Origin of the sequence: Vibrio sp. 10N.247.310.24 (assembly GCF_041467175.1) — a bacterium.
GTDB lineage: Bacteria > Pseudomonadota > Gammaproteobacteria > Enterobacterales > Vibrionaceae > Vibrio > Vibrio tasmaniensis_A.
In genome coordinates this window covers 23024-36102 of the sequence record NZ_JBFSUD010000012.1, presented here as the reverse complement: position 1 = coordinate 36102, position 13079 = coordinate 23024, and the positions used below count along the sequence as shown (strand labels likewise).

The window sequence follows — 13079 nt, the reverse complement described above, 5'->3', positions numbered from 1 at the left end:
TGACTACAAGTCACAGGAAGGGATTCGTGCACCTGAAATATGGGAAATATAAAAATGAAAGCAATGACAAAACATGCAGTTACTTTACTTGCTCTTTGTGTTTCTGGCGTCCTACACGCAAACGAAAATACAACATCAAGCTGGTCTGAGCGCAACCCGATCGTCTTCTGGGGAGATAGAGCCAATGAGGACTGGAGCTATGTCGATGGTCTAGACGAAAGTCAAAAAAGCTTTTCAGAAAAACTCAAACGCTTGGATATTGATGACAGTGGTGACTGGAAAGTCTCATTTAGCGGTAATGTAAAAGCCGCAGTCGATAACCGTTGGAATCACATGTACGACGGAGAAAACCGCAAGAAAAATGAACTGCGTACTCGCATGCAATTCTCCACCGATGTGACTTACCAAGACTGGATGCGTGTATTTGGTGAAATTCGAACCAACTACACTAACCTCGATAGTCCGGGTCCAGTAGACGATGCCGGTACTGACTTCCACCAGTTGTTTACCGAATTCAAATTACTCGATGACGGTGAGCAATACCTAAGTACCCGCCTTGGTCGCCAAGAAATATACTTAAATGAATGGCAAATGATGAACCGTGAACCAACGCCAGTTCAATCAAGTTGGAATGCAGCCAGCGCAAAATACAGCGTAGCAGGCATCAATTTTGACGCATACTACGGCGAGGAAGTATTCCCTCTCTACAAAGATGGCAGCTTCGGTGGTAACTGGGATGATAAAACCAATGGCAAAAAATCGACCGGCTTATTCGCTAATTGGAGAACTGACTTCGGGGCAATGCAAGCCTACATAATGAGTAATAAACTCACCAATGAAAGCTTTGTTAATGCACCAGACGGTGACGTCGACATTCAAGTTTTAGGCTTACATGCCCATGACTTTGTGAGTGAAGGGTTTGGTTACATGCTCGACGGTGTTTACCAATTTGGTGATCATGCAGGTAAAGATATCTCAGCCTACATGGCTTATGCCGATTTGAACTACAACTGGAAAGCAGACTGGAACTATCGCTTAGGTCTGAACCTACATTATGCATCAGGTTCAGATAAAGACAGCGACAAAGTGAACACGTTTAACCCTTTGTGGACAGGTGACCCACTGGGTTTCGCGCATGACGGCGCTTACGGCAACGCAATGCAGGTCGGTTCTTACACTGTGATTGAGTATCAGCCGAAACAATCCATCATCGCTGGCTTTATGTCGACATGGCGTGCCAACACAGATGATGCAATCTACACACTCAACCAAGATGTATTATTTGGTGCAGAGTCTGACGAAAAATACGCTTACACCCAGTTCTATCTGCAATTCCATAATTACATCACAGGCAACTTAAAGTCTGAGTTAAATATGTACTACGCATTAGATAGCGACTACACACGTGACGTAGTCGGCAGTAGCAGTGATGACATTTCCCGTGTTGAAATCGCACTGATCTATAACTTCTAACACTGCTTATCAGGTTAGTATGTTACTAAATGAATTCGCCCAGCTGTGCTGGGCGAATTTTTTAGATCATCATATTTCAGTTAATTGAATTACTCATCCGGCTGCTTGGTTCGAAGATCCACATATGGCCAGTAATGGTGCCCGACTCGAATCAAAAGTGTTGCTGCTGCTAAGATAAACGCTGCAACAGACAACCAAACGATCAGCACTGCATCTAACTCTTTCATGCCTAAAGTGATGTAGCGAGCAATCGCCATCATCGCGATGTAAATCGGATACCGAACCGGAATCTTACCGTTCATCACAAACTGCTGAACCATCGCCAACACTTCTAAATAGATGAACATCAGTAGAATATCGGTCAATTGCACTCGACGTTCAGCAAAAACATGCATGAACTCTTCGACCATCGCAAACAAGGTCGCGAGCGTGATCGCCACCAGCAATACCGCTTCCATAATGTGAAATACTTTTAAAAACGGCTTACTAAAAGATTTAGGTAAGTGAGAAGGCATAGTCACTCTTAAAAAAATAATTAATCCAGTCTCTACATTAGCATGCGCTCTAGAGAAGCGACGAATACAAAAATTGCCCCACATTCACTGCAGAGCCATTTGTTTGTCTTTTACTTAGCGACTTCTAGTGACTAATTAGCCTTACAACAGAATCAGGTACGTTAAGAACACCACACATAGCCCGTAGATCAATGGGTGCACTTCTTTGCGCTTACCTGCAACAACCATTGTGAATGCGTAGCTGATGAAACCCATCGCCATACCGTTCGCTGGTGAGAAGCTCAGTACAGTGAACATGATGGTGAAGAAAGCTGCAATACGTGACTCTTTCTTTTCCCAGTTAATCTGACCAAGACGACCCACCATGTAGATGCCTACCACAACCATCGCAGGCGCGACCATTGCCGCTGAGAAAATAGAGAAGATTGGGTATAGGAATAGAGACACTAGGAATAAGCCAGCCACCATGACTGCCGCTAAACCTGTTTTCGCACCTTGAGAAGAGGCAATACCCGATTCAGAGAAAGCAGTAATCGATGTGGTACCTAGAATTGAACCAATCACAGTACCGCCCGCATCAGCCACTAGCGCCGATTTTGCATTCGGCACTTTACCGTCTTTGTCGATGATACCTGCATCACGGCCAACACCCACAATCGTGCTCAATCCATCGAAGAAATCGACAATCAAGAAGATAAGTACGATGAACAACAAATCGAACATTTTCTCAGGCGTAAAAGCTGAGAAGTCAAAGATAGCGCCAAAGCTGCCTGCCATACTTGGTGGCATTGAAACGAATTGGTCAGGGATTGGGGCGTTTGATGTGCCCATGAATACATCAGCAAGAATGGTCAGTACGATAGCTGAAACAAACGAGATAAACGTGGCCAACTTAATATCACGAACCATACAGCCCAATGCGATGAAGATGCTCACATAAGCGATGATCACTTTTGGATCGGAAATGTCACCTAAACCAACCAGTACGAACGGGTTAGAAACGATGATACCCGCATTCTTAAGGCCTAAGAAAGCAATGAACAAGCCGAGAGACACAGTAATCGCCAGCTTCAAATCTTCAGGAATCGATTCAATCATCGACTTACGGATATTAGTCAATGAGAAGGCAAGATAAAGAATACCCGATAGGAAGATGCCAAATAATGCTTCATTCCAAAGTACCGCCACTGAACCACTTAACAATAAACCTTTGAAGAAGCCATTCATGCTCATGCCAGGTGCTAGCATGACTGGATAGTTACCCCAAATGCCCATGATAAGCGTTGCAATAGCAGCAGAAAGAGCGGTCGCCGTAAAGACTGCACCTTTGTCCATTCCCGGAATGCCACCCAAAATTGCTGGATTAACCGCCAAGATATAACTCATCGCTAAGAAGGTAATAAAACCTGCGTATAGCTCAGTGCTGATCGTGGTCTTTCTCTCTGAGAGTTTGAACATGGTGTCAAGTGAGCCAGATGTCTTCTGGGCTTTCAGGGTGGAGTCGGTATTCACAACAAAACCTATGTATTAAATTAAGAAATTTGAGATTCAAATGCTGTGAGAATAGAGGGATCTCTACACTAAAAACTGTAGTCACCAAGGTAGGCTCGGTAGTAGAAACATTTGATCCATTTCATCAAACATATACAGCATTTAATCGTTTGCGCGGATTGTAAGGATTGAGATTAAAACTTCAACAAATTTTGTTCAGATCACATAAAAAACTGAACATGATCAGTCATTACATTTATAGGAAGATCAGACAAAGGATCATTTGAGAATAAATAACGATCAAGCCAGTTGTTCTCAATCATCTAAATATGCTACTCTTCGCCTCCATTTTTCTGACCTAATTTTCACCAGTTGTCTCTATTAGTTTTACTTGTTATCCCTTTTTAGATGCAACCATCGGAACAAAAATTAGAGTCAGTGCTATCTTTTATAGTGTCGGTTTATCGCCCTCACTCAATCCAACCAACAGTGGAAATATACAGATGGGCAAAGGTACTCTTTACATCGTATCTGCACCTAGTGGCGCAGGTAAGTCGAGCTTGATCTCAGCAATGCTAGAAACCAATCCAACCTACGCAATGAAGGTATCTGTTTCACACACCACTCGCGGTATGCGCCCTGGTGAAGAAAATGGTGTTCACTACCACTTCGTAGAGAAGCATCATTTTGAAGACCTTATTAATAAAGGTGAATTCCTAGAGTACGCTGAAGTTTTCGGCAACTACTACGGTACTTCACGCGTTTGGATTGAAGAAAACCTAGACCGCGGTATCGATGTATTCCTAGATATCGACTGGCAAGGTGCTCGTCAAATCCGTGAACAAATGCCTCAAGCGAAGAGTGTCTTCATTCTTCCACCATCAAATGGTGAGCTAGAGCGTCGTTTAAATGTTCGCGGCCAAGACAGCGACGAAGTTATTGCAAAACGCATGAGCGAAGCAAAATCAGAAATTTCTCACTATGCAGAATATGATTATGTGATCGTGAATGATGACTTTGATGCAGCCCTAATGGACTTCAGAGCTATCATTCGTGCGGAGCGCTTAAAAGAAGATAAGCAAGCAGCGAAATACAGCGGCATGCTTACAGCACTACTAGCGGAATAATCTCTGATACCAATCGTAGTAAACAACTGGTCATTCTAGCTTGTGAAAAAGCCTGATAACGTCGTTATAATTTTTGATTATAGAACAGCTACTTATCGAAACTCTTTGTCGATTAGAGCTGCCTTGTTCTCAAACTTTTTTCCGGCGCTATCTCTGAGCACTTATTTACTGTGATTGGTATAACTGGATTTTCCATTGAGATAAGTATACGGTGAACTAGAAAGTCTCTAGTTAAACTTGTATACTTTCTCGTCATCAAAAATTTATTAGTTAATTACTATTTGGAGTCCTCATGGCACGCGTAACTGTTCAAGACGCTGTTGAAAAAGTTGGCAACCGTTTCGACCTAGTTCTTATTGCGGCTCGCCGCGCACGTCAAATGCAAACTGGCGGCAAAGATTCACTAGTGCCTGAAGAAAACGATAAGCCAACGGTTATCGCTCTTCGCGAAATCGAAGAAGGTCTTATCACTAAAGACGTACTAGATGCTCGTGAGCGTCAAGAGCAACAAGAGCAAGAAGCGGCTGAGCTTGCAGCAGTAAGCAGCATCGCTCACACTCGATAGCTCATATTCGCTGATAGAATCAACGTCATTCGAACTAATTAACCTTCCGGGCCTTTAATTTGTATCTATTCGATAGCCTCAAAGACGTTGCCCAAGAATACCTAACAGAGCCTCAAGTTGAGGCTCTGCGTCAATCTTATGTGGTAGCGAGAGACGCCCATGAAGGGCAAACCCGTTCAACGGGTGAACCATACATTATCCACCCTGTAGCTGTTTCAAGAATCCTGGCAGAAATGCGTCTGGATATCGAAACTCTGCAAGCAGCCTTACTCCACGATGTAATTGAAGATACTGAAGTTACAAAAGAGGAGCTAGAAGCTCAATTCGGCAATACCGTTGCTGAGCTGGTTGATGGTGTATCTAAGCTGGATAAGCTTAAATTTCGTGATCGCAAAGAAGCGCAAGCAGAGAACTTCCGTAAGATGGTTCTCGCGATGGTGCAAGACATCCGCGTTATCTTGATCAAATTAGCTGACCGTACTCACAACATGCGTACGCTTGGGGCACTTCGTCCTGATAAGAAGCGTCGTATTGCTCGTGAAACCCTAGAGATTTATTCTCCGCTAGCTCATCGTCTTGGTATTCATAACATCAAGACAGAACTAGAAGAGCTGGGCTTCGAAGCCCTTTATCCTAACCGTTATCGCGTCCTGAAAAACGTAGTGAAAGCTGCGCGTGGTAACCGTAAAGAGATGATCCAACGTATCCATAGCGAAATCGAAGGCCGCCTTGAAGAAGTCGGTTTACCTGCTCGCGTACTTGGTCGTGAAAAGAACCTGTTCTCCATCTATAACAAGATGAAAACCAAAGAACAGCGCTTCCACACCATTATGGACATCTACGCTTTCCGCGTGGTGGTTGATACACCAGATACTTGCTATCGCGTACTTGGTCAGGCCCACAGCCTGTACAAGCCTCGTCCTGGCCGCATGAAAGACTATATTGCGGTACCGAAAGCCAACGGCTACCAATCTCTGCACACGTCAATGATCGGCCCTCACGGGGTGCCAGTTGAGGTCCAGATCCGTACTGAAGATATGGAGCAGATGGCAGATAAAGGTGTCGCGGCGCACTGGTCTTACAAAGGCAATGGCTCACGCAGTAGCAACGGGACAACCGCACAGGTTAAAGCACAACGTTGGATGCAGAGCTTACTTGAGCTGCAACAAAGCGCAGGTAACTCATTCGAATTCATTGAAAACGTTAAATCTGATCTGTTCCCAGATGAGATCTTCGTATTCACGCCGAAAGGTCGCATTGTCGAACTTCCAGCAGGCGCAACAGCAGTCGATTTTGCTTACGCGGTACATACCGACGTCGGCAACATGTGTGTCGGTGCTCGTGTAGACATGAACCCTTACCCACTCAGCAAATCGCTGAAGAATGGCCAAACTATTGAGATCATCAGTGCTCCGGGCGCACGTCCGAATGCAGCATGGCTCAACTACGTAGTGACCTCACGTGCGCGTACGAAGATCCGTCAGGTCCTGAAAACGATGCGTCGTGAAGAGTCGATTACCCTTGGCCGTCGCCTACTGAACCATGCACTTGGTGAACACTCTATTGCCGATGTCGGTCAAGAGAATATCGAACATGTATTGTCTGATCTACGTCTCGATAACATTGAAGACTTGCTAGCATCGATTGGTCTTGGTGAACTGATGAGTATCGTTATTGCTCGTCGTTTATTGGGCGATGCTGACGAACTGACTGAAGTGGCAAACAACAGCGATACACCTAGGAAGAAATTACCTATCCGTGGTGCTGAAGGCCTATTACTGACGTTCGCTAACTGTTGTCACCCGATTCCAGATGATCACATTATTGCTCATGTATCTCCAGGTCGTGGTCTTGTGGTACACCGAGAAACGTGTCCAAACGTTCGTGGTTACCAGAAAGAACCGGATAAATACATGGCGGTTGAATGGTCTGACGATTACAACCAAGAGTTCACTGCTGAACTCCAGGTCGAATTGCAGAACCATCAAGGTGCACTGGCTGAGTTAACTAACGTTATCTCGAAAACAGGCTCGAACATTCACGGTATCTCAACCGAAGAACGTGACGGACGCTTGTACACAGTGACTATCTTGTTGACCACGAAAGATCGTGTTCATTTAGCGAGTATTATGAAGAAGCTACGTGTGATGCCACACGCGCTCAAAGTAAGACGTCGCAAGAACTAACGTTCGAACTTATTGGCAACTTTGCTAAGAATTGAAATCCCCTTAATGCTTTATCGTTTAAGGGGATTTTTTATAACTGAATCCTCGAATTTATCTGACTCCATTCCTGCCTGTACAAAAATCCAGTAAAATGCTTGAATAGATTATCTCTCTTACGTTTATGAGCCTTGTTATGTCACAGCTTTTATCTGCTATCCCTCTCAACTCTTTATCTGGAGTCGGCGCAAAAGTCGCCGAGAAACTGGAAAAGGTTGGGCTTAACAATGTACAAGACCTGCTATTTCATCTGCCTTTGCGCTATGAAGATAGAACTCGTATCTATCCCATCGTAAAGCTGCATGCCGGACTGTGGGCTGCAGTGCAAGGCAAGGTGATGCATGTTGATACCATTTTCGGTAAACGTAAGATGCTCGCAGTAAAGATCAGCGATGGTAACGGCACGATTACTCTGCGATTTTTCAACTTTACTGCAGGAATGAAGAATAACTTTGCCGAAGGCAAACAAGTGCATGCTTATGGTGAGATCAAGCGCGGCAATATGGGGCTTGAGATTGTTCACCCTGACTACAAATTCTTTGCTCCTAGGCAACAACCAGACATTGAAGCCAACCTGACTCCAGTGTATCCAACCACTGAAGGGCTAAGACAAGTCACGCTGCGTAACCTCACTGACCAAGCCTTAGAGCTGATCGACAAGGCCGCGGTTAACGAGCTTCTCCCATCAGGTTTATACGACCACCAAATTACCCTCGCACAAGCACTGCATACCATTCACAGACCACCTCCGGGAATTGACCTAGAGCTGTTTGATGAAGGCAAGCACCCTGCGCAACTGCGCCTAATTATGGAAGAGTTACTGGCTCAAAACCTGTCGATGTTGTCTGTTCGTAGCAAAGGGCAGCAAGACAAGGCAATGCCTTTTCCTCCAGTAAACACTCTTAAAGATAGGCTACTGGCTCAGCTGCCGTTTTCACCAACCAATGCCCAAACACGAGTGACCAAAGAGATCGAAGCTGACTTGGAAAAGCCGCACCCTATGATGCGTTTAGTGCAAGGTGATGTGGGCTCTGGTAAAACCTTAGTCGCTGCACTCGCGGCGGTTCGCGCACTCGAACACGGTCAACAAGTAGCACTGATGGCACCCACTGAACTACTCGCGGAACAACACGCGATTAACTTTGCCAACTGGTTTGAGGCAATGGATATTCAAGTTGGATGGCTAGCAGGTAAGCTCAAAGGCAAAGCTCGTGAAACTGAACTAACACGTATTGCCAGCGGCGAAGCGCAAATGGTGGTGGGAACTCATGCGCTATTTCAAGAGCATGTCGAATTCAAAAACCTTGGCTTAGTGATCATTGATGAGCAACACCGGTTTGGTGTCCACCAGCGACTAGAGCTGCGTGAGAAAGGCGCTAAGCAAGGTTATTACCCTCACCAATTGGTGATGACGGCAACACCGATTCCACGAACATTAGCGATGACGGCCTATGCAGACCTCGAAACCTCAATTATTGATGAACTACCTCCGGGGCGAACACCAATTCAAACCGTGGCGATACCAGATACCAAACGTGATGACATTGTTGAGCGCGTACGTAATGCGTGTCTCAATGAAGGTAAACAAGCCTACTGGGTGTGTACGTTGATTGATGAATCGGAAGTACTAGAAGCTCAAGCTGCAGCGGATACGGCAGAAGAGCTGCAACGCAAACTGCCCGACGTAAAAATTGGTTTGGTTCATGGCCGAATGAAACCCGCAGAGAAACAAGCGGTGATGCAGGAATTCAAAGAGAATAAACTGCACCTGTTGGTTGCTACAACCGTGATTGAAGTAGGTGTAGATGTACCGAATTCGAGCTTAATGATCATCGAGAACCCAGAGCGTCTTGGTCTAGCGCAACTGCACCAACTGCGTGGCCGTGTTGGCCGAGGTTCGGTCGCAAGCCATTGTGTACTGTTGTACCACTCCCCACTATCTAAAACCGCTCAGAAGCGCTTAGGGGTACTTCGTGAAAGTAACGATGGCTTTGTTATTGCTCAGCGTGATTTAGAGATTCGTGGCCCCGGTGAACTACTTGGTACCAAACAAACAGGCTTGGCTGATTTCAAAATTGCCGACTTAGTCCGTGACCAACGTTTGATACCTGAAGTGCAGCGTATCGCGCGTCATATTCACGATAGCTACCCAGACAACGCCAAGGCGATCATCAACCGCTGGCTGGGTGAACGCGATGTGTATTCTAAGGCGTAATTCGCCCTCATATCTTGCTTAAAACGTAAAAAGGCTTCTACAAGGAAGCCTTTTTCGTGCGTATAGCCTAAGGTTTCACAGGGAAACTGATCTGCGCTTTTAAGCCCCCCTCACTGCGGTTATTCACCACCACCGCACCTTGGTGTTGGCTGACAATACGTTTCACGATCGCCAAGCCTAAACCTGTCCCTTCACTACCACGAGCCGTGTCACCACGAGTAAACGGTTCAAACAGCTTCCCGATCTGGTCTTGTGGAATACCCGGACCATTATCTTCTACCGTTACCCAAGCCAGTTTGTTATCTGCTGTCATGCCAGTCGATACTTTGACCCAACCATTACCGTAGCGCAGCGCGTTCACCACCAAATTACTCACCGCACGCTTCATCGCGATCGGGTTACCCAACGCAGGTTTCATGGTTTCTGGAATATCGGTTTCAATCTGAACCTCATAGCCTCCTTCAGAGCTAGAGACCTCACGCGCAATATCATCGACAAATACCGCCTGGAATGAGTCTCGATCCACAGGCTTTAGGTAATCCATAAACTGACTGATGATCTCATTACACTCTTCAGTATCACTGATGATCCCTTCCGCTAGATAACTATCTTCTGGCGACATCATCTCAGTCGCCAAGCGAATACGCGTGAGTGGTGTACGCAGATCGTGGCTGATACCCGCCATGAGTAGGGCTCTATCTTCTTCGAGTTCTTGAATGCCTTTCGACATCTGATTAAAGGCTCGAGTTACCGAGCGAATCTCTTGTGCACCTTGTACTGGTAAGGGCGGTGGAATATCACCTCGCCCAACACCTTGCGCGGCTTTCTCTAGGGCTATCAACGGCCGATTTTGCAAGCGGATAAACAGCCACCCACCAGCAACTATCAACAACGCCATGATCAGGCTGTTACGAAATAGAGGCGCAAAGTCTTCTTCTTGGAGCTCAGACAGGGGAATACGAATCAAGGAGTTAGGCAACTGCGCAATGTCCATCCACAACACGTAACTTTCTTTGCCCAAAACCAATCGCACTTCGGTCTCAGAGCCGAGCTCTTTGGTCATCTCCTCACTCATCAGGTCTATCGCGACCGCATGGTAGTACTCGCCCGACGCTTCACTGTCCTTGGCATGAACGGTCACCCCGAGCTGCTCAAGTACACGCTGACGCAGTGGCGCATCAATCTCGATATCACTGCCTTGGTCCAATACTAGGTTTAGTTCGTGAGCCAAAATCTTATTAAACTGCTGCAAACTCGGCATCAATGCATAATTGAACACCGCGTAATAAGAAAAGATTTGGCTAGCAACCAATAGGGTTAAGAAGAGCACTATCGACTGAGTAAAGGAGCTACGTATGCGCATAGAAGACCTAAAGTGAGGGATGATAAAGGAATATAGTGGGAACTATAGCTGTAATACCAATCACAGTAAGTAAATGATCATAAATAGCGCCGGAAAAAGGCTTGAGAACAAGGCTGCAATTTTTGATAAGTAGTTATTCTACAATCAAAATTTCTAACGAAGTTATCGAGCGTTTTAACAAGCTAGGATGAGCAGTTATTTACTACGATTGGTATCTCTCATTGTGCTGAATACAAAACGGGCCATCGCATATTAATGAGATGACCCGTAAATAATAAATTCTGAATCACAGAACGAGCAAAGCTAGATTACACAGCTTTGCCATCTGGAACGAATACATAACCCAAGCCCCACACCGTTTGGATATAACGAGGTTTACTTGGATCTTCTTCTACTAGACGACGCAAACGCGAAATCTGGACATCGATAGAACGTTCCATCGCTGAATACTCACGGCCACGAGCCATGTTCATCAGCTTATCGCGAGACATTGGCTCACGAGCGTTAGTGACCAGTGACTTCAGAACCGCAAATTCACCTGAGGTAAGAGGCATAGGCTCTTCACCGCGGAACATTTCACGTGTACCTAGGTTTAGGCGGAACTCACCAAACTCAACCACAGACTCTTCTGTGCTTGGCGCGCCCGGTGCTTCAATCACTTGGCGACGCATTACCGCTTTGATACGAGCAAGCAGTTCACGTGGATTAAATGGTTTTGGCAGGTAATCATCAGCACCCACTTCCAAACCCACAATGCGATCCACTTCGTCACCCTTTGCCGTCAGCATCAGGATTGGTAGCGAGTTGTTTGCGTTTCTTAGACGACGACAGATAGAAAGACCGTCTTCGCCCGGCAACATTAAATCCAATACCATCAAGTGAAAGTTTTCACGGGTTAACAGGCGGTCCATCTGCTCACTGTTTGCCACGCTACGCACTTGAAAGCCTTGCTCTGACAGATAGCGTTCTAGCAGTGCACGTAAACGAGCATCGTCATCGACCACTAAAATTTTGTAGTTTTCTTGCATGTAATGGTTCCACCTATTAAAGCTTAAACCTAAGGTTAAGCATTCTTGGTAAATTGTATATTGGTATAAGACATTAAAAATGTAACATTATTGAGGGAAAAGTCGCCTAAATAATTGTTAACGTATGTTGCCTTTCTATATATTCTATCTTAGATCATCATTTCATTAAGTCAGATTTATGAAAACCAAACTTATCACCCGCGAAGGTTATAACAAGCTCAAAGCAGAACATGACCACTTATGGCACGAGAAGCGTCCAGAAATAACCAAAATAGTCACATGGGCTGCAAGCCTTGGAGATCGTTCAGAAAACGCAGATTACACCTTCAATAAGCGTTTGCTTCGTCAGATTGATCGCCGAGTGCGTTTCCTACGCAAATTCCTACCAGATGTCACTATCGTGGATTACTCGCCACAACAAGAAGGTAAGGTATTTTTCGGTGCTTGGGTCGAGATTGAGAATGATGATGGGGAAATTAAGAAGTTTCGCATTGTCGGTCCTGAAGAGATCTACGGCGATGCTAAAGGCTATATCTCTATAGATTCACCAATGGCTAGAGCTCTGCTCAAGAAAGAAGTGGATGACGAGTTTACGGTAACCACACCGGAAGGCGACAAAGAGTGGTTCATTAACGCGATTCACTACGTAGAAAATTAACCGCCCCGTCCTCTGACTTGCCAACGGCAGAAGCTAAAGCACACGCTCTAAAATCACAAACGCTAGATAAAAGAAAACCCCGCTAGGCTTTCGCCTGACGGGGTTAAGTCTCTATCGCAGCAATCCGGCTACTGTTTATCTCTTCGAGATAAGGTGCTCCCTGCATCTTTCCTTGATAGTGGCTAAATCCTTTAACCAATTTCCTTTTTGTTCATCGCCATCCTAGCGGTGTCCATTCTAGCCTGTCATCCTGACTGGCGAATCTCATCCAGAGATTATCACTTCCTTGCTGACCACTCATCCTAAGTAATCAAATCTTCATCCTGAAGATACCTAGTCCGTTAGGCTTTTTCCTGTTCCTGCCAACTCCCTGTCGACAAGTTAAATATTACGGTATTTGGGCGAGTTTCCTAGACAGTCCC

General features: G+C 45.5%; 10 protein-coding genes and 1 riboswitch. Of the genes, 6 read left to right on the top strand and 4 right to left on the bottom strand.

Features of this window, described 5'->3' with window-relative positions:
• The first annotated feature begins 54 nt into the window (after window positions 1-54).
• Window positions 55-1473, top strand: coding sequence for an alginate export family protein (locus AB6E08_RS05825; protein ID WP_009847995.1), 1419 nt, complete (start codon window positions 55-57; stop codon window positions 1471-1473).
• Between the two features lie 89 nt (window positions 1474-1562).
• On the opposite strand, the gene AB6E08_RS05820 is transcribed toward AB6E08_RS05825, so the two are convergent.
• Window positions 1563-1988 carry a phosphate-starvation-inducible protein PsiE gene (locus AB6E08_RS05820; RefSeq protein WP_009848000.1) on the bottom strand — a complete coding sequence of 142 codons (426 nt, stop codon included), beginning with the start codon at window positions 1986-1988 and terminating at the stop codon, window positions 1563-1565.
• A 141-nt stretch (window positions 1989-2129) separates the two neighbouring features.
• Complete coding sequence (locus AB6E08_RS05815; RefSeq protein ID WP_009848001.1) at window positions 2130-3500, bottom strand: NCS2 family permease; 1371 nt, start codon at window positions 3498-3500, stop codon at window positions 2130-2132.
• Between the two features lie 58 nt (window positions 3501-3558).
• Window positions 3559-3658, bottom strand: a riboswitch (purine riboswitch).
• 324 nt (window positions 3659-3982) lie between these two features.
• On the opposite strand from AB6E08_RS05815, the gene gmk reads away from it, so the two are divergent.
• The 4 genes from gmk to recG all read left to right on the top strand — a co-directional run bounded on the left by gmk (window position 3983) and on the right by recG (window position 9608).
• Window positions 3983-4606, top strand: coding sequence for a guanylate kinase (gmk, locus tag AB6E08_RS05810; protein ID WP_009848002.1), 624 nt, complete (start codon window positions 3983-3985; stop codon window positions 4604-4606).
• A 292-nt stretch (window positions 4607-4898) separates the two neighbouring features.
• Window positions 4899-5171, top strand: coding sequence for a DNA-directed RNA polymerase subunit omega (gene rpoZ / locus AB6E08_RS05805; protein WP_009848003.1), 273 nt, complete (start codon window positions 4899-4901; stop codon window positions 5169-5171).
• A gap of 59 nt (window positions 5172-5230) precedes the next feature.
• Complete coding sequence (gene spoT / locus AB6E08_RS05800; RefSeq protein ID WP_012603022.1) at window positions 5231-7357, top strand: bifunctional GTP diphosphokinase/guanosine-3',5'-bis pyrophosphate 3'-pyrophosphohydrolase; 2127 nt, start codon at window positions 5231-5233, stop codon at window positions 7355-7357.
• 172 nt (window positions 7358-7529) lie between these two features.
• Window positions 7530-9608: an ATP-dependent DNA helicase RecG gene (gene recG, locus AB6E08_RS05795; protein ID WP_029225316.1), complete on the top strand. Its 2079-nt coding sequence runs from the start codon at window positions 7530-7532 to the stop codon at window positions 9606-9608.
• Between the two features lie 67 nt (window positions 9609-9675).
• Here the strand turns inward: recG and envZ are convergent, their stop codons facing one another.
• Entirely contained in the window at window positions 9676-10971 is a 1296-nt protein-coding gene (gene envZ / locus AB6E08_RS05790; RefSeq protein ID WP_012603020.1) for a two-component system sensor histidine kinase EnvZ, read from the bottom strand.
• Between the two features lie 308 nt (window positions 10972-11279).
• The gene (gene ompR, locus AB6E08_RS05785) at window positions 11280-11999 is read right to left on the bottom strand and encodes a two-component system response regulator OmpR (protein ID WP_009848007.1); all 720 of its coding nucleotides are present in this window, start codon (window positions 11997-11999) and stop codon (window positions 11280-11282) included.
• Window positions 12000-12177: 178 nt separating this feature from the next.
• Between ompR and greB the strand changes: the two genes are divergently transcribed.
• Window positions 12178-12657, top strand: a complete 480-nt coding sequence (gene greB, locus AB6E08_RS05780; protein WP_017099551.1) for a transcription elongation factor GreB — start codon at window positions 12178-12180, stop codon at window positions 12655-12657.
• Window positions 12658-13079 lie beyond the last annotated feature (422 nt).

Coding starts and splice junctions, on each gene's coding strand:
- AB6E08_RS05820 (WP_009848000.1), bottom strand. CDS start 1,988: ATGCCTTCTCACTTACCTAAATCTTTTAGTAAGCCGTTTTTAAAAGTA.
- AB6E08_RS05825 (WP_009847995.1), top strand. CDS start 55: ATGAAAGCAATGACAAAACATGCAGTTACTTTACTTGCTCTTTGTGTT.
- recG (WP_029225316.1), top strand. CDS start 7,530: ATGTCACAGCTTTTATCTGCTATCCCTCTCAACTCTTTATCTGGAGTC.
- rpoZ (WP_009848003.1), top strand. CDS start 4,899: ATGGCACGCGTAACTGTTCAAGACGCTGTTGAAAAAGTTGGCAACCGT.
- gmk (WP_009848002.1), top strand. CDS start 3,983: ATGGGCAAAGGTACTCTTTACATCGTATCTGCACCTAGTGGCGCAGGT.
- envZ (WP_012603020.1), bottom strand. CDS start 10,971: ATGCGCATACGTAGCTCCTTTACTCAGTCGATAGTGCTCTTCTTAACC.
- ompR (WP_009848007.1), bottom strand. CDS start 11,999: ATGCAAGAAAACTACAAAATTTTAGTGGTCGATGACGATGCTCGTTTA.
- greB (WP_017099551.1), top strand. CDS start 12,178: ATGAAAACCAAACTTATCACCCGCGAAGGTTATAACAAGCTCAAAGCA.